We start from the raw sequence: 17,495 nt of genomic DNA on the forward strand, positions 1-17,495 counted from the left end.
TTATAAAGGGGATATCAAGTGATTCACTGCCGTTATTATCCTGATTGAATTAGAAATCAATAACAGACCACAACAGACACAACTTTACCTGCCTAGCGACCATCTCAAAGATATCTTTCTATAACGGGAGATCCTATAATAGCCCTTCTATCGACAAAGATTGACACACAACAATTTCAATATGAAATTCTATGTCGTTTTCAAGATATGGTTTTAAGGATATGACTATCTTACGAATCCTACCCTGAATACATATGAATACATGCAATTTTGGACTTACCTAATTTATACTGACTGAACGTACTATTTTATGAAATTACTGGATCGTACTATTACTTTTAACTATCGACTGATTGCCAAAAAAATACTCTATACACTGACAATCCTCGCCTCAATCATTCTGCTGATTGATATTACGATTGTGGATCTCCCTAATATTCAGCGCAATCTCGATGTTACGCCGACTCGTTTGCAATTTTGGATCTGTATCTATTTTCTCATTGATTTCATTCTGTTAATGTTAATTGCCGATCATAAATGGCGCTACTTTAGGCGCTATTTTCTGCTGGTGCCCCTCTCTATTCCCTATCTCAATCTGCTCTCTTATTATGAGATTGATCTACACAATAACCTGCTCTACTTACTCAAATTCCTCCCGATTCTGCGGGGCGTTGTTGCGCTGATACTACTCATTAATCTCTTAATTAGCAACAAAATCACCACACTTTTTATCGCCTATCTTTCGCTGCTTATCTCGGTTGCTTATATTCAAACGCTCATTTTCTATCTCTTTGAATCGCCGGTGAACCCCGATGTCAAAAATTACTATGATGTGCTTTGGTGGGCTTCAATGACGGTCACTACGCTTGGTTCTAATATTATTCCTATCACCGATATGGGGAAAGTGAGTACTGTCATTCTTGCGGTCACCGGCATTACTGTTTTCCCCATTTTTACGGTCTATGTCACAACAATGGTGCAAGCCTGGAATAGTAAAGATAAAGCCCGTTATCAACATCTCTACACACCACAACATATGGTAACCATTACCAAAGATATCCCGAAATCGCTACAAAATGGACTACAAAAAAATTCCAAAAATTAAATTTTTTGATCGCCTAAAATGATCAAAAAAATTAATCTATGGCAAAGAATGTTTGAAAAAGCGATTTACCTTTCACACAACACAGTATAGAAAGCATATAATGTAGTCATCTTGTAGATCTTCCTCACAAAAAGAATATTTACGCTATAATAGACTTAACAATCAATAGATCACAGTTTATGGATAAATTTTGACAATCAATTGACACTTAAGTGCGCGATTGTAATGTCATAATCAGTTTTATTAACGAGTATTAGCCTCTTAGCTAATCGAATGAAGGAGAAGTTATTATGAGTAGTACTTTCTTTATGCCCCCTGTCAATGTCATTGGTGAAAATGCTCTTGCTGATGCAGTTGCAACACTTCAAGGTTATGGCTTTAAAAAAGCGTTAATCGTCACTGATAGTTTCCTCTCTAAATCAGGTATGGCTGATGAAGTGATTAAGCTTCTAAATGAAGTCGATATCCAAGCGGCAATCTTTGATGGCACCAATCCTAACCCTACGACTAAAAACGTGGCTGACGGTTTAGCAATTTTAAAAGCAGAAAAATGTGATTTTGTCATCTCATTAGGGGGCGGTTCACCCCATGACTGTGCAAAAGGTATTGCACTTTGTGCAACGAATGGCGATGATATCAGCGCATTTGAAGGTTTAGATAAAACTAAACATCCACAATTACCGATGGTTGCAATCAACACGACAGCAGGTACTGCAAGTGAAATGACCCGTTTCTGTATCATCACTGATGAAGAGCGTCATGTGAAAATGGCCATTGTGGATAAAAACTCCACGCCTATTCTGTCGGTAAACGATCCGCACATGATGAAAGGTATGCCCAAAGGTTTAACGGCCGCAACAGGGATGGATGCATTAACGCACTCTATCGAAGCCTATATCTCAACAGCAGCAAACCCTATTACAGATGCTTGTGCGCTGAAAGCAATCACTTTAATTATTGAGAATTTACAAGCTGCCGTTGAACATGGCGATAATATCGAAGCACGCGACAACATGGCCTATGCACAATTCTTAGCGGGTATGGCATTTAACAACGCATCATTGGGTTACGTTCATGCAATGGCGCACCAATTGGGCGGTATGTATGACTTACCACATGGCGTTTGTAATGCGGTTCTTTTACCACATGTATTAGATTTCAATAAATCAGCCGCTTCTGGTCGCCTCAAAGAGGTTGCAAAAGCAATGCATATCGATGTTGCCAATATGAGTGATATGGATGCAGCAGATGCTGCGATTGCAAAAATCCGCGAGTTATCAGCAGCAATCAATATTCCTGCGAACTTAACAGCGTTAAATGCCAAAGCGGAAGATATCCCATTACTCTCTAAAAATGCGCTTCTCGATGTCTGCTCCGCAACGAATCCCGTTCAAGGCACACAAGCAGATGTTGAAAATATCTTTAAAGCAGCAATGTAATTTATTATAATCTAGTTATAATCTAGTTATAATCTTATTATAAGTTATCATAAACTTTGTAGGTACTATCATCATACCCGATTGATCTTACAAACTTGTTGATAGTATGACAATGTAGAACGGCGCTCAATTGAGTGCCGTTTTTTTATGAGCTGATTTTATAAGACGACGATCTACTTAGTAATGTCTCAATATATAGTAAGATCATTCCAAATAAGCTTATTTAAATGCCGGCGCATCGGTTGATCGAGGCAAGGAAGCTGTTCTATCCGGCATCTTGCAAGGGGTATTTAGTAAGGTTTTATGTTCATTTAAAATCCCATACTAGCTGCATAAAAACCATTTTTCTTAAACCAAATTTACTATAGATTATTCATCTACTCATTACTGAAAACACTAAAAAAGGCTGTAAGCAGAACACTTACAGCCTATAATTTCATCTTATCAGCCTATTAATCTTCTATTTAGTTAGAAGAGACTCTACATGATCTACTATTCACCTTGTAACCAAGTACGCCCTAAACGATCCGCAGTAATCATCGCGGCATAAACATCATCCACCGTTACTTTGAATGGCATATTGTGAATAGTTTCCCCTTCAGCACAGCTTAATTTGGCCGCCTCTTTCAATTTTTCATGATAATTAGGCGCATCATCTTCAAAGCCAAGTTCTGCAAATGTGACTGGTAATCCTACAGATGTGGAGAACTCTAGCACTTCCTCAATCTCTTCAAGAGGGCTATTCTCAAGCACTAATTGTACAAGTACGCCGAAAGCGACTTTTTCACCATGATACATATCGTGGCACTCTTCGATCACAGTTAAGCCATTGTGAATCGCATGACAAGCGGCTAATCCTGCACTTTCAAAACCAAGCCCACTCAATAATGTATTGGCTTCTACAATGTTTTCTACCGCTTTCGTGCTCACTTTACTCTCAACGGCAAATTTGGCCTTTAAACCCTCTTCAAGTAATGTTTCATAGCAGAGTGTTGCTAATGACATTGCCGCTAATGTCGTTAAACCACCTGCCATCGTCCCTTTTTGGGCTTCGGTACATGCACGAGCCTCAAAATAGGTTGCAAGCGCATCGCCCATTCCGGCCACAAAGAGGCGAACCGGCGCATTAGCAACAATCGTGGTATCCATCACCACGATATCAGGATTTTTAGGATAGAGTAGATAACTCTCAAACTCACCACTATCTGTATAGATCACAGATAACGCACTAGTCGGAGCATCAGTTGAAGCAATTGTAGGTGCAACAACAATCGGCACTTTGCCATAATAAGCCACTGCTTTCGCAGCATCGAGTGTTTTACCGCCTCCGATTCCTACGACAATGCCAGCCCCACTTTTCGCAAAGAGTTCGCCTAAACGTTTAATCTCATTTTGTGAGCACTCGCCCTCAAAAGTTGCTTTTGTTAATTGCATACCACTTTTGGCTGCGCTCGCTTCGATTGTTTTTTCCACTAAGCCAAAGACAAAAGCATCGGCAATTACAAATGCCTTGTCGCTTAATGGTTTCACATAATCTGCAATAGAATGAAGCGCATTCGGGCCTTGAACATACTTTCCTGGTGATTGTAATACTTTTAACATATATAAACTCCTTCAGTTGTGTACCCACAAATCGGATTCCGATTCTTGAATAAGATAGCTCTTGATCCGTCATTCAATTTCTTAAAATCAGGAAGCTAATCTCCTATCTCCATACTACCACTCTTCTCTACAAACCTCTAACCATCACAGTAATTAGATTGCTTAAAATAACTCGCCACAATTAGAGAATTAGCCCCGATAACAGCTAAGCGCAAAAATAGGCTGATACAAGAATTCCATCTTCCTTTGACGAATATCAAGCCATAAAATCCAACAATAAAAAAGAGCATCTGTATGGCTACAGATACTCTTTCGCTTCCTCTATTTATCTAACCATCTATAACGCCTCTACTGCTGTTATGATCTTTAGAAGTAAGGTATCCACTGTTATGCAGCGCCGATCTCTTCAAGCTGATCAAGTGATGGCACATAGAGGAAACTCCCCGTTACCGCATGAGTATAAGAGAGCATGTGATCAAAATGACCATCCTCATCGCCAAACATACGCGCAAGCATCTTCTCATAGCGGGTTAATTCCGCACTATAAGCTAAGAAGTAGAGCCCTTTCTCACCGCTTGCATAACCATACGGTAAGCTATGACGAACAATTTCAAGCTCTTCCCCATCTTCATCAATCACCACCCGTTCAGTATGCGCGCCGACAGGTTTTTCATCATCATCCATTTCAATATCATCGACTTTTGTCCGTCCAAAGATATTCTCTTGTGTTTTCAGATCAAAATGTTCCACTTGCTCAAGAGAGTGAATCCATTTTTGCGCAATCACGTAACTTCCGCCGGCATCTGCACCCTCTTGAATAACTGCAACTTCTGTACGATCTTTGCAGCCTTTAGGATTCTCCGTACCATCGACAAAGCCACTTAAATCACGGGCTTCTAACCAACGGAAACCGTGAACTTCCTCTTCAATCGTCACTAAGCCTTTAAAGAGCTTCACAAGGTCCTGTGCCACAGAGAAGTTAATACGGTGAGAGTGGGAGTTAATATGAACAAACATATCTCTTTGTGTTGCTTGTGCCATGCCATATCCAAGCTCTTTAAAATCCACAAGCTCCGGTGCACTTTCAGGATTGCCGGATAACTGAGTCCATGCATCACGTCCAAAAGCCACCACGATTTGCAAGCCACAATCTCCAAAACGGACGTTATATGACCGTTGACGCGCTAATAAACCGGCGATGGCCTCTTTAATCGCATCTAAATCATCGCTTTTGAAATTGATTTCCATGAAAATAGCATGATCACGATTCTCTACAATCAAACCTTCCTGAAAATTTAATTCACTCATCTGCTGCTCCTTTCTATCACAAAATTTCAAGGGGACATTGTCTTGCAATGTATTTATTGATTTATTTCTATCGCTTTTAATAATCGTGCGCCTATGTCACAAGCTATATTACAACCTATATCGCAAAATAGATCTTAGGATAATAGCCGACATGCCGATTATTAAAAATTATTAAAATTAATCGAATTGACGCTATTTTACGCTTTTTCTGAGTATTTAGCCGAAAAATTAATAAGCAATTGATCTAGCGCTTAGCCACTTAAGTTCTGATCACAAACCAATTTTGATACGATTGAGAATAATTTTAACAAATATACCCGCTAGTTCCCGTACAATAGAATGATCTATTTTTTGCAGTACGCTATTCTTTTTCCACTCTTATTAATGGGAAACATATGTCATCAGCAACACAGACTCAAACCTCGATTATTGACCCCGATAAACTCTTTATCCTTGCCGCCGGCATTGTGATTGATCCTCGCGGTCGATTACTCGTTGTCCGCAAACAAAATACCGAGAAATTTATGCTTCCTGGCGGCAAAATTGATCAAGGGGAAAGCCCCATAGAAGCGCTTATTCGAGAATTTAAGGAGGAGATTGATCTGACGATTGCGCCTAATCTAGCGAACTTCATCAAAACTTATGAAGCCCCGGCAGCGAATGAACCCGGTTACTTTATCCGCTCTAACCTCTTCTTTGTACTGCTACCCATGCCCGTTGAGATTACCCCAAGTGCCGAGATCGCCGAAGCAAAATGGATTACACCGCAAGATGTTGCCGGCATGAACCTTGCGCCTTTAATGGTGAGCTTTGTCATTCCGACTTGGCTCGATCTGCTTAAAGATGCTGGCGAAAGCTTAGGATTTGATACTCATTTAGATGCTTAATTCAGCTAAAAAAGCGTTGCCGGCATCATTAGACAATCGGCGTTATAATACCCGGATAAATATCACTTTTACTCATCACTGGATAAGGAGTTGAAATGGAACAACCTATTATTTTAGATCCTAAACAACCGGCGGATTCAGCAATTATTTGGCTTCATGGTCTTGGCGCTTCAAAAACAGACTTTCTACCTGTCGCCGAGATTCTACAGAAAGATCTATTACCTACAACCCGTTTTATCTTACCGCAAGCACCTGTACGCCCGGTAACGCTCAATAATGGCTTCCCGATGCCCTCTTGGTATGACATTATCGCCCTTACTTCTCCTCGTGAAATCAAACAATCAGAGCTTGATGAATCGGCACAATATGTGATCTCTTTAATCGAAGCGGAAAAAGCGAAAGGGATTCCCCTTGAGCGTATTGTTCTTGCCGGTTTCTCGCAAGGAGGTGCGGTGGTACTTCATACAGCATTTATCGCTTATGAAGAACCTGTTGGCGGCATGATGGCGCTCTCAACCTATAGCGCCACTTTCAACGATGAACTTGCCATTGGTGAGAATAAAACAGCCATTCCAACGCTTCATCTTCATGGACGACAAGATAATGTGGTGGATATTAATCTAGGACGCGCCGCAGAAACCTTCCTTCGTAGCCGAGGCATACAAACCACTTGGCACGATTATGCAATGGCACATGAAGTCATTAATGAAGAGCTACAAGATATCGCCGCATGGCTTGTGGCCCTACTGCATCCAGAAACAACCGAATCATAATAGATAACTTCATCACAATGGTTCAGCTGTTATAGCAATGAGCAGGCTCTTTGTAGTCTGCTTTTTCTATTCTGCCGAGTGATATATGTCAGCACGTAATTCCAAAAAAATTAAATTATAGTAAGATCGGTTCAAAATAAGCTCATTTAAATGCCGGCGCATCGATTGTAATAAGTAAGGAAGCGGTTCTATCCGACATCTTGCAAGTGTTGTTTAAAACCATTTTTCTTAAACCAAATTTACTATAAATCACTCTCGTTTATTATCTTTCATTTAACCTCAGACATATTTCTAAAGACCTTATAATCTATCTTTTCGATGTATCAAAACAAATTCTTTAGTCATTGAAGGCACTGACTCATTATTCACAGATGAAGTCACTCGAGGAATTCTTTTCAAAGGAATTTCTCTACTTAATAAATCCAACTTTATAAAATTTTTGGTTTCAAGATAAAGTGATGTAATATCTGTGAGATTAATATTGACCCCATCTACAGTACGGTTACCTAATGTCATAACGATATATTTATTTGTAACCCTACAAATATCATCCAAGGATAAAAAATAATCTGCAAAAAAACTTATAACCTTATCTTGTTTTCTTTCAGAAATTTTACTTAAATATGGATCTAAGAGCCTTTTACCTAACTCACTAATATTATTTTTCTTTCTTCCACCAAGACTCATTCTATCTATGCTTGAATAATTATCTAGCTCCCACCCTTCAAGATTAAGATCTCTTTCATCTATCCAAAATAAAGCTAAAGTCGAAAATTGACCATAAGTTACAGTTGTTTGGTTATCTCCATAAGGGGGGGATGTTATAGTCAAATCAATACTGTTATCAGGGATCTTTCGACCCAACTTCAATACATCCCCTTTCAATAAAGTCACATTTCTTATTTTAAGATTAAACTTTGGAGCATCCCTCAAAACTTGCTTCTTAAAATCACTTACTAGGTTATTTTTAAACTTCAAAATATCAGATTGTTGTTTTACATGAAGCTTATATGTTGATGATCTTGTATTGCTATACTTTCTTATAATATTTGATAAAACAACCCAAAAGAAGCTTCTATTTCGCTTACTTTTAATCTGCCCTATCGCCCACTTCACTTTTTTCAAAGTTTCAATAACATCTTTTCTAAACCATTTATCTATGTTGTTAAACTCAAAAGTATATTGAGGAGCTTCATTAATTAATGAAAATAATAGCTTAATATCTTTTTTAATATTATTAGTGACACCTTTGAGTTTAATATAAGTAATTAAATTAGCTAAAGGATTAATATCGCATCCGATGATCTCACATTCATTACCGAGTTTAGCTGCCTCATACAAAGCAGTACCTGAACCATGATATGGATCATAAACTGTCTTTATTTCATCTGAGATGAATAATCTCGCCATAATTTTATTTTGAACAGGAGCTATCATAGTTGCTGGATATAGGCTGACACCATGAATATCATTTTTTCTATAATCCCGAAATGAGATATTTATCATTTTGATATGATTCCTTTAACCTTCAAATGAGCATCAACTAATTGGGCATAATATCCTGCATATAATGCACTGTCTTTTAAGGTTTCAAGACTTACATGATCTGTACCTGTATGCGCCCCTAAATTAGAAAATGATACCTTTTTTTCAAAAAGTCCAGGGTCATCAAAAACATTCACCAGAACTCTATGTCTTGGAGCCAGAAGTGCCGTAACCTCACTAAAATGATTTTTATCTGTTTGAGTAATGGAAGTAACAACCTCTTTAACTTGCTCGTGAAGTTGATTACTATTTAATTTTTTCTCTGCATACTGCTGGTACCTATAAGTTGCCAAATCAAAGACAAGTCTAATAGATGATGAAATACAAATATCATAATCTTCATAGCTATAAGCTAATTTATTAATTTGCTCTATTAACCTATCAACACCAGGTGTCCTCACTGTGTAACCTGGTCTAAGAGGTTGAATAAATTTCTCTGTGCTTGTCTCACTACCGGTACCAAATTTTTTCTCCTTTTTCTTAAATCTCAACATTAAACTCTTACTAACCTCGAAAGCATTCCCTTGAAAATCCTTTTTAAAAGGATCGTTAAAGCTAAACTTAACGGACATCTGTTTAGTCGTACTTACAGGGGGAATATATGGAGAGGACACAAAACTACCATCTACAAATATTTTAATTTTCTCGATAGACACATCATTCTCTAGACTATCCTTTGCATTCACAAAATAATCATATAGATTTATTGAGTCCGACTCTTCATCAAAAGAGAGAGTCTCTTTATCTTGGGTCAGAGTTATAATTGGATCGCTTTCTTTGTAAAGGTTTAACTGCGTTTCTTCTAACAATAACTCATCATCCTGCTCAGGAATTAACTCTATTGGAGGCGCATCTACTGTTGATGGCTCGCCAGTAGGCTGAGAGTTGACCTGCGGAATTTCTACTGCATTTTTATCCTGAGATATCCCCTCCTCTTCACTTAGCTGTATTTCTGTTAAAAACTCTTTTCCTTTTTCTTGGATCAATTCATTCAATTTATTTACAATATCTTTAAGTTTCTTATTAAAAGAATTTTGTATTAAATCTGTTCGTTCATTGTTAAATTGAAGATCTGGATTAGTACATACAACTCTTACAAACCCAGTAAGTTGGGGAAGAGTTTTGCTACTTTTTATCTTTCGTGTAATTGATGGATCAAAAAACTGATCATTATTGAACATAACACCATTAATATAAGTTAAAGGAAATAATTCACCTCTCTTGTTATAGAAAATCTCATCGATTTTTTTTATACCTCCTCGCTTTAACGAATAAGCATTTATATGAAATTTAATAGCCGTATCTTTTATATCGTCAGGAAAAGGATACTCTATCGCTTTAGCTCGCCCATTTTTGTTGGTGAAAATAATTTTACCGTTCTCAGAGTCATAATCAATATCTAAAACCTTCGCTTCATCGTGTTCTTTATTTAATACGCTAGCAGGACTAGACACCATTGGAAATCCTTTTTCACGGCGGAATCCAATTCCTAGCGCAACACTTACTTAAGGAGTAAAATGTTGCCATGAACTATTCAAGATTATCACTTAATGAACGGATCAATATTGAAGTTGGTATACAACTTAATAAAAGTATTCGAACCATTGCTAAAGAGCTAAACCGATCGCCTTCGACAATTTCCAGAGAGTTAAAAAGAGTTGAGGATAAAGATCACTATGCTGCAACAAAGGCACAGTACGCCTATTTACAAGCTAGAAAGAGATGCGCCCCTGATGAAAAACTAACGCCAGGAACGGTCTTATTTGGTTTTGTGGAACAGTGTTTACGTGCTAAATTATCTCCTGAACAAATATCCGGGGTACTTAAAAAGATGGCTAATTCTAGTTACTATGTTTGCCAAGAAACAATCTACAATGCCTTGTATGCTTTACCCGTTGGCCAATTAAAAAAAGAATTACTCCAATGTTTAAGGCAAGGACGTACCACACGAAAACCCCGAAAAGGAACTGTGGATAGAAGAGGGCAAATTCCTGATTTAGTAAGTATTCACTTACGTCCTCCAGAAGTTGAAGATCGTTTAACACCTGGACATTGGGAAGGTGATTTGATCAAAGGAAAAGGCAACGCTTCAGCTGTCGGCACATTAGTTGAGCGCACTAGTGGTTATGTTATGTTAATCAAAATGGAAGATGCAACCGCAACCTCTGCCGTTATAGGGTTTAGCGCAGCACTCAATCGAGTACCTTTAACATTTGCACGAACAATGACCTATGATCGAGGGAAAGAAATGGCTTATCATGCTCAGATCACGCAAAATACGGGAGTTGCTATCTACTTTTGTGATCCCCATAGCCCCTGGCAAAGAGGGAGTAATGAGAATATCAATGGTTTGATACGACAATACTTGCCCAAAGGGACAGATCTTTCTATTCATAGTCAGGAAGAGCTTGATGAAATAGCGCTATCACTCAATAGTCGACCTCGAAAACGCTTTAATTTTAGATCGCCTATCGAAGTTATTACAGAACTATTTCACAAGGAATATGAAGCTACTCAGATGACGAAACATTAACTGTTGCGTTAGAAATTGGAACTCAAGCACTATTACCATCTTTATTAATTAGATTTATTGAGACTTCCATATCCTCTGCATAAAAGTATTTTACAATTTTTTTGGAATTTTCACCTTCTAAAAAAAATGAATAAATATAATTGATTTCACTGTCCAACTCGAAAGATATCGTAATAGTTGTTCCCTGAAATACTCTATTACCGGCTTCTAACGGTATCTTAATTTTAGAGATATCTGACAGCTTAATTATCTCTGCTTTATTCACCGTTATCTTATAACTCCCACCTTCAAACATTGTGTCCCATGTGACTAAATCTCCAAATTTAAAAGCGCAAAATAAACCTAAACCCTTTGATCCTTGAGTATATCTAGTGATAGTTTTTTCACCTTCACGAAATTCAAACTCCCTACCATACTCTTTGCCACTCTTAGCTATATGCAAAAGAGACTTAAAATTTTCTTCAGATATGCCTGTTCCATTATCTTCTACAATTAACTGTTTATTTTTCTTATCAAAAACAATGTTAATTTTCGTTGCCTTAGCATCATAGCTATTCTTCATTAACTCACCTAAAGCAAACAAATGGCTAGATACCTGCTTTGAAAGCTCATTTATAATTTTCCCATCTACCTGAAATCCTATTTCTTTGAAATTATTTTTTAACTGGCGCTGAACCATTTTAAACACTCCTATCTATTTAATAAATTTAACTTAACTCAACAAACAATAAGCCATCGTAATTAAAACTCATATAGAAATCTTAATATCAATTATATAATTATTTTAAGTTATATTTTTTTTAAATAAATCAAAACATAGTGTTACTATTGGTAGTATCCTCTTTATCCCTTCTTAGCAGCCTACCTCTAGACAGAATTTATCTAAAACTTATGACAACCAAAACCTACTACAACAACGAATCTGAATCCTTTTTTGAAAATACTTTCTATGTGGATATGGAACCACTCTATCGTGCATTCCTTCGTTATTTGCCGGCAGAAGGAATCATTCTTGATGTGGGTTGTGGCTCCGGTCGAGATGCGCTCTATTTCTCTCAAAAAGGTTATCAAGTTGAGGCTTTTGATTATTCAGAAGCGCTTGTGAAATTGGCGCGGGAAAAGACTAAGCTCGATATTCAAGTAGGAAGCTTTTATGAGATCACAGCAAAGAATCAATATGCCGGTATTTGGGCTTGTGCTTCGCTTCTTCACTGTGAAAGAGATCGTTTGCCAGAGGTTTTACAATCATTGATTGATGCGCTTCAAAATGGAGGCGTCTGTTATCTCTCTTTCAAATATGGCTCAGAAGATCGAGAGAAAGAGGGACGACACTTTACCGATCTTAATGAAGAGCAGATGGCTCAATTATTAAGTCCGCACAAAAACATTCTGCTATTACAACAATGGATTACATCAGATAATCGACCCGATAGAGATGATGAGTGGCTCAATATTATTTTTCAAAAAAGAGGAGATTAGAGCGTGATTACAACAGAGATCATTCAAGAGAATTTAGCGGAATCATTACCGATTCCATCCGCCGAAAAACAGTTAGCGTTTCTCAATAATATTCAACAATTAATTAGCTTTGCTGATACAACAGCAACCTATAAATATGCCCTTCTCTTAAGTATCACGCGCCTTGCTATTGAACAGGGGAAACCCACTGGCGATCGTCTTGTCTTAAAGTTTTCTGATATTGCCGATAAATTTATCGAACTCTATTGGAATCAAGCAAAACCTTTTCATTTTCAAGAGCAAGAACCTTTTATCCTCTTTCAAAGCAATATATCTCAAGCTGCAATCATTAGACGTTTAACAGAAGCACAAGAAAAATATCGCACCATTGCTAGAGCTCGTTCCGATAAAGATGCGTGGAATAAATTAAATAAAGCGGCCGTTCAGATCATTAAAAACAATCCGATTTGGCGCTTACAATATATTCAAAAAGAATCTTTTGAGTTTCTCTACAATTACGATCAATCCACTTCTACAGAGATTACGCTTCTTCCCAATGTGATGTATTGCCTTCGAACCTTCAATCTTATTATTGAAGAGCTTTGCCAAAAAGCATGGGTCGATACGGTGCGATTAAATAAACAAAATGCCCATCTCTTAGATTCTCTACCTGACCTTGATACTTTCCTCTTTGAAACTGATCGCAACCAACTCAGCAAAGTACAGCCGATCTTACAAGAGATTCAAAATAATCGTTGTTTCTATTGCAATAAACCGATGCAGAGCCGATCAGCCGTTGATCATTTTATTCCTTGGTCACTCTATCAAGTAGACACAGCACATAACTTCGTACTGGCTGATCATAGTTGTAATAGTAAGAAGAGTAACTTCCTTGCAGATCTCGACTTCTATCAAAAATGGTTAGAGAGAAACCTCGAATATGATGTATTTATCACTGAAGAGATCAGCAAAATAGGATTTATTGCCGATCGTATCCGTTCAGAATCTATTGCTAATTGGGCTTATACTCAAGTGCAGAATAAAAATGGGCTCTCTTATTGGGCACCGGAATAAGAAAGTCCTTAGAAAAATTGGAAAATATGGCTTTCTTGTAGATCGTGAACGATCAGAATCGATTGCTAGAAATTACTATTTTCATGCCCAAAAACTACACGATGACAATGGATTTTGGCGACCTAAATCGACTTAATATCGAAAGATTATCAACATTCATTTAGTGCCATAACCCCAACGATTATCCCCCATTTTTAATATCTATATTCTAGGATTATCTAAGATCTGTGAGTAATAATTATTTTTCTAAAATTTTCGCAAATAAGATTGCAGCTCACCGATCGCTTCTCTATAGTAGCCTCTACCATAAACTGGGTGTGCTATTTTCTAGCTGCTGTCGGCTATCAGAATACTGATCTCTCAACGAAGAATATTGCACCCGTTCCTTATCTTTTTTCACTGAAAAGTCGCGATTTTATGAATAAAAAACTCTTTCTCACGATGCTGCTTTCACTCTCGAGTGTTGGTTTTGCTCAATCTTATTATGATAAACTCAGTCTTGGTTTAGGCGTTGGTTATCAACAGAAACCTTATATTGGTGATAATTCGGATTGGGTGCCGGTACCTCATCTTGAATATCAATCAGGTCCATTCTTTATTAAAGGCTTAAAACTTGGCGTAAATGTCATGGAGTTTTCCCAAACGAAAGTGGATCTTCACCTCAACTATCAAGCGCTGAACTTTAAACCCGGCGATTCTCATTGGCCTTATAGTGGCTTGGATAAACGTAAATCCACGATCCAATTAGGGGCCGGCATTAATCATCAATTTGATAATAACGTCTTTATTAGTGGCGATATCCAAGGGGATATTTTAGGACGCAGTAAAGATGTCGTTGCGAATGCCAATATCGGCTATGTTTATCGCGTGAATGATCATTTCACTTTAGTGCCAAGAGCAGGATTAACCTGGGATGATAAGAAACATAACCGCTACTATTATGGGGTTTCAGCAGAAGAATCTGCACGCACCGGCATTCATCAATATCGTCCGGGAAGTTCAGTAACGCCGCATATCGGGATCGGTATGGCTGTGAAAGCGACTGATCGTTTTCATGTCTTTGGTGGTATGGAATTTCAATTTCTCCCAGGTGATGTGAAAGATAGCCCAATGACCAAGCGCTCTACCTTAAGTAGCTTTGCTTTAGGATTAAACTATAATTTCTAAATTTTTAGACTTCTAAAATGATGATTGATTCTATAATCAATCCATAAAAGTGATCACAAAAACGCCAAACAATTGATGAACTGTTTGGCGTTTTCTCATTTTATTGCTTTATTTGACACTCTATCTCATTCAATTACGCTTGATCCACGGACTTTTCTTGTTGTAATGATTGCTGTAACCGCTTGTAATATCGATATAATCCCCAGAGTGCTAATAATCCATAAGCCCCCATTAGGATGATGACATTAATGACTTCCGACTGAATATTATGGATACCGCCGCCCATCTGATTGAGCGTAATCATGCTGGTAATCCCTGGAAAAACGGGGAAGATATAAGTGATCCACTCCAATAACGGCGGGACTAACTCCTTAGGCCAGCTCATGCCGGATAAGAAGAAGAGAAGCATACTTGATGGCATAATAATCAAAAATACATCATCAAACTTCCGGAAGAATTGCCCGAAGAAGATTCCCATAAAGATCGTACTTGATAAAAATGGGATGGCAAAGAGTAAAATCCGCGGAATCGTACCATGAAATGGGAGTTGATAATAGATCGGTGTTAGCCCCATATAAGCCACAAAAATCACTAGACTCACAATAAAGTAAGCCAACCATTTCCCGATTAAGACAGAGAAAGCCACCGCAAAAGGTGCTGTTTTTTCATTACTCACAAGCGCTTTATCAAAGTTTGAGCGCCGACCTAGAATAATAGAGATCACGACCGCAAGGAATAGACATTGATAAACAATCAACACATATACCGGAGGAATCACGTAGGTTGCATAGCCATTTTGCGGGTTATAGAGCGGTACAAATACCGGCGTGATTGGCGTACTGTTACCAAGCGCAATCGCCGGATCAACACCCATCCCGATCTGCTTCGCAGCCCCAATTTCTCGGCTATAATTTTTCACAACCGATTGCACGGCCGAAGAGATCTTACTATAGATAATGACATAACTTGCATCTCCATAATAAGAGAGCGCACCAGAGCGACCACTTAAAATATTCTGTTCAAAATCTAAAGGAACCCAAATAATCGCGTAAACATCGCGATTACGCATCAGATGTTCTGCCTCGTCCATCGTCGAAACATATCCCACAATATTAATACTATCGGTGGCATTGAGTTTACGAATAATCTCTCGGCTCATCGTCGAGTTATCATGATCGACAACAATCGTCGGCGCTTCTCGTACTTCCTCATTATTATAAGGAATAGGATAGTAGAAGAAGTAGAGAATCGAGCCAGAAATTAAAATACTCAAGACCGCTTCCACACGAAAGATATTCAAAAACTCATTGAAGAAGACTTTTAAAGTTGTTTTAAACACGTTTTGCTCCCTTTTTGAGTAGGTGCATCCGTAGCGCCACCAAAAGATAGATCACAATACCAATAATCACCATCCATAGAATAGGCTCTAAGTTATAAGGTAATTCATGACCTCGAAGCGTCTGATCCTGCCGGATCTCTGAATACCAAGTAATCGGTAAAACAGCCCCCCAAGCAATGGCATACCAGCTCATCGCGATTCTTGGGAAGAAGAGCCCAACAAACCCGAATGCAGGTGAAGAAAAACTACTTGCAGCACCATAGTTAATGACTTTTTGCGGTAACCAAAGCGTGAAAAACATCGCCCATAACTGTGCGGTAAAGATAAAGATCACCGTTCCCACATAGAGAATTGTTAATGAGCCACGTACGGGAAGACCAAAGAAGAGAATTAGCACCGCATCAAGGATCATATGAACAATCACAAACCATAAGAGATAAGGGAGTGTCTTATTGATGATATAGCGCATAAAAGAACCATTAGCCATCGCAAGCGGTACGGCAAGACCGCCGGCCTTATATTTATCCCGCGCGACAGTGTAGACCATTGTCATCATAATTAAGATTTGCAACAGCGTCGGCACAACACCATTGACTAAGGTATAAACATAGTTGAGCGTGGGATTAAAGACAGGATGCGTTTCAAGCTTAATCGGTGAGAGTTGTTGCTCTGCGATTTTACGCGCAACCCCTTGCTTAAGCATGGTATCCGTCTGATACTCTGCAATAATTGCTGCTAAAGTCTGCATAAAACCTTTATTCAACGTACTGCCAACAGACATATATTGTTGATTATAGAAGGTCGTAATCTCGGGTGAATTATTGCTTAATAGATTCTTTTCAAAATCGCTTGGAATAAAGAGAATTCCGTAGACTTCGCCGGAAAGTAGCGCCTGCTTGGCATCAAAAAGCGAGTTATCCCGTTTAGCAATGAGAATTTCAGGCTTAGCAGCCATCTTCTGAATCACTTCTCTCGATGCGACACTTCGATCCATATCCACGACTGTGATCGGCGCTCTCTCGATCACACCTTGTTGAAAGAGATATGTAAAAAAGAGCACAACCAGCAAGGGGTAACAGAAGAGCGCAAAAGCCAAGGGCTTTGCGCGAAAAATGACGCGTATCTCCCGAAAGAGCAGCGAAAAATAGTGCTGTTTAACAGCCGTTTCTGTAACACGTTGTTCCATCTAATAACCTGATCTAGCAAGGATCTATAAAGGCTCTATAGGGGCGATGAGCAGATCATCGCCATCTGCTCATCTAAAG

15 protein-coding genes are annotated in these 17,495 nt (G+C 38.4%); 8 read left to right on the top strand and 7 right to left on the bottom strand.

From position 1 onward, the window contains the following. Window positions 1-310 precede the first annotated feature (310 nt). Both WMO13_RS08765 and yiaY read left to right on the top strand, forming a co-directional pair. Window positions 311-1,105, top strand: a complete 795-nt coding sequence (locus WMO13_RS08765; protein WP_084331402.1) for a potassium channel family protein — start codon at window positions 311-313, stop codon at window positions 1,103-1,105. Window positions 1,106-1,392: 287 nt separating this feature from the next. Then, window positions 1,393-2,544, top strand: coding sequence for an L-threonine dehydrogenase (yiaY, locus tag WMO13_RS08770; protein ID WP_026878226.1), 1,152 nt, complete (start codon window positions 1,393-1,395; stop codon window positions 2,542-2,544). Window positions 2,545-3,036: 492 nt separating this feature from the next. On the opposite strand, the gene WMO13_RS08775 is transcribed toward yiaY, so the two are convergent. Together WMO13_RS08775 and WMO13_RS08780 are read right to left on the bottom strand one after the other, a co-directional pair. After that, a complete protein-coding gene (locus WMO13_RS08775) occupies window positions 3,037-4,146 on the bottom strand; it encodes a glycerol dehydrogenase (protein ID WP_026878227.1) in 1,110 nt (369 codons plus the stop codon). A 387-nt stretch (window positions 4,147-4,533) separates the two neighbouring features. Further along, a complete protein-coding gene (locus WMO13_RS08780; protein WP_026878228.1) occupies window positions 4,534-5,454 on the bottom strand; it encodes a Dyp-type peroxidase in 921 nt (306 codons plus the stop codon). A 395-nt stretch (window positions 5,455-5,849) separates the two neighbouring features. Between WMO13_RS08780 and WMO13_RS08785 the strand changes: the two genes are divergently transcribed. After that, window positions 5,850-6,341: an NUDIX hydrolase gene (locus WMO13_RS08785; RefSeq protein WP_051396047.1), complete on the top strand. Its 492-nt coding sequence runs from the start codon at window positions 5,850-5,852 to the stop codon at window positions 6,339-6,341. Window positions 6,342-6,436: 95 nt separating this feature from the next. Continuing rightward, entirely contained in the window at window positions 6,437-7,114 is a 678-nt protein-coding gene (locus WMO13_RS08790) for an alpha/beta hydrolase (protein ID WP_026878230.1), read from the top strand. Window positions 7,115-7,414: 300 nt separating this feature from the next. Here the strand turns inward: WMO13_RS08790 and WMO13_RS08795 are convergent, their stop codons facing one another. Continuing rightward, window positions 7,415-8,620 (bottom strand): restriction endonuclease subunit M, encoded by a 1,206-nt coding sequence (locus tag WMO13_RS08795; protein ID WP_034855141.1) that lies wholly within the window; start codon window positions 8,618-8,620, stop codon window positions 7,415-7,417. Next, window positions 8,617-10,116: a hypothetical protein gene (locus WMO13_RS08800; protein ID WP_026878232.1), complete on the bottom strand. Its 1,500-nt coding sequence runs from the start codon at window positions 10,114-10,116 to the stop codon at window positions 8,617-8,619. Before WMO13_RS08800 ends, WMO13_RS08795 begins: the two co-directional genes overlap by 4 nt. Before the next feature lie 68 nt (window positions 10,117-10,184). On the opposite strand from WMO13_RS08800, the gene WMO13_RS08805 reads away from it, so the two are divergent. Further along, window positions 10,185-11,192, top strand: a complete 1,008-nt coding sequence (locus tag WMO13_RS08805) for an IS30 family transposase (protein ID WP_342386827.1) — start codon at window positions 10,185-10,187, stop codon at window positions 11,190-11,192. Between the two features lie 22 nt (window positions 11,193-11,214). Here WMO13_RS08805 and WMO13_RS08810 read toward each other — a convergent pair whose 3' ends face one another. After that, window positions 11,215-11,871, bottom strand: a complete 657-nt coding sequence (locus WMO13_RS08810) for an ATP-binding protein (protein WP_051396261.1) — start codon at window positions 11,869-11,871, stop codon at window positions 11,215-11,217. A 212-nt stretch (window positions 11,872-12,083) separates the two neighbouring features. Between WMO13_RS08810 and WMO13_RS08815 the strand changes: the two genes are divergently transcribed. The 3 genes from WMO13_RS08815 to WMO13_RS08825 all read left to right on the top strand — a co-directional run bounded on the left by WMO13_RS08815 (window position 12,084) and on the right by WMO13_RS08825 (window position 14,891). Further along, window positions 12,084-12,671 carry a class I SAM-dependent methyltransferase gene (locus tag WMO13_RS08815; protein ID WP_026879146.1) on the top strand — a complete coding sequence of 196 codons (588 nt, stop codon included), beginning with the start codon at window positions 12,084-12,086 and terminating at the stop codon, window positions 12,669-12,671. Window positions 12,672-12,674: 3 nt separating this feature from the next. Then, the gene (locus WMO13_RS08820) at window positions 12,675-13,724 is read left to right on the top strand and encodes an HNH endonuclease (RefSeq protein WP_245601166.1); all 1,050 of its coding nucleotides are present in this window, start codon (window positions 12,675-12,677) and stop codon (window positions 13,722-13,724) included. 417 nt (window positions 13,725-14,141) lie between these two features. Next, the gene (locus WMO13_RS08825; RefSeq protein WP_245601165.1) at window positions 14,142-14,891 is read left to right on the top strand and encodes a MipA/OmpV family protein; all 750 of its coding nucleotides are present in this window, start codon (window positions 14,142-14,144) and stop codon (window positions 14,889-14,891) included. 133 nt (window positions 14,892-15,024) lie between these two features. Here the strand turns inward: WMO13_RS08825 and WMO13_RS08830 are convergent, their stop codons facing one another. Together WMO13_RS08830 and WMO13_RS08835 are read right to left on the bottom strand one after the other, a co-directional pair. Beyond that, complete coding sequence (locus WMO13_RS08830; protein WP_051396259.1) at window positions 15,025-16,230, bottom strand: ABC transporter permease; 1,206 nt, start codon at window positions 16,228-16,230, stop codon at window positions 15,025-15,027. Next, a complete protein-coding gene (locus WMO13_RS08835) occupies window positions 16,223-17,416 on the bottom strand; it encodes an ABC transporter permease (RefSeq protein WP_026879144.1) in 1,194 nt (397 codons plus the stop codon). Before WMO13_RS08835 ends, WMO13_RS08830 begins: the two co-directional genes overlap by 8 nt. Between the last annotated feature and the right edge of the window lie 79 nt (window positions 17,417-17,495).

It is taken from the genome of Ignatzschineria larvae DSM 13226, assembly GCF_038500265.1.
Taxonomy (GTDB): Bacteria; Pseudomonadota; Gammaproteobacteria; order Cardiobacteriales; family Wohlfahrtiimonadaceae; genus Ignatzschineria; species Ignatzschineria larvae.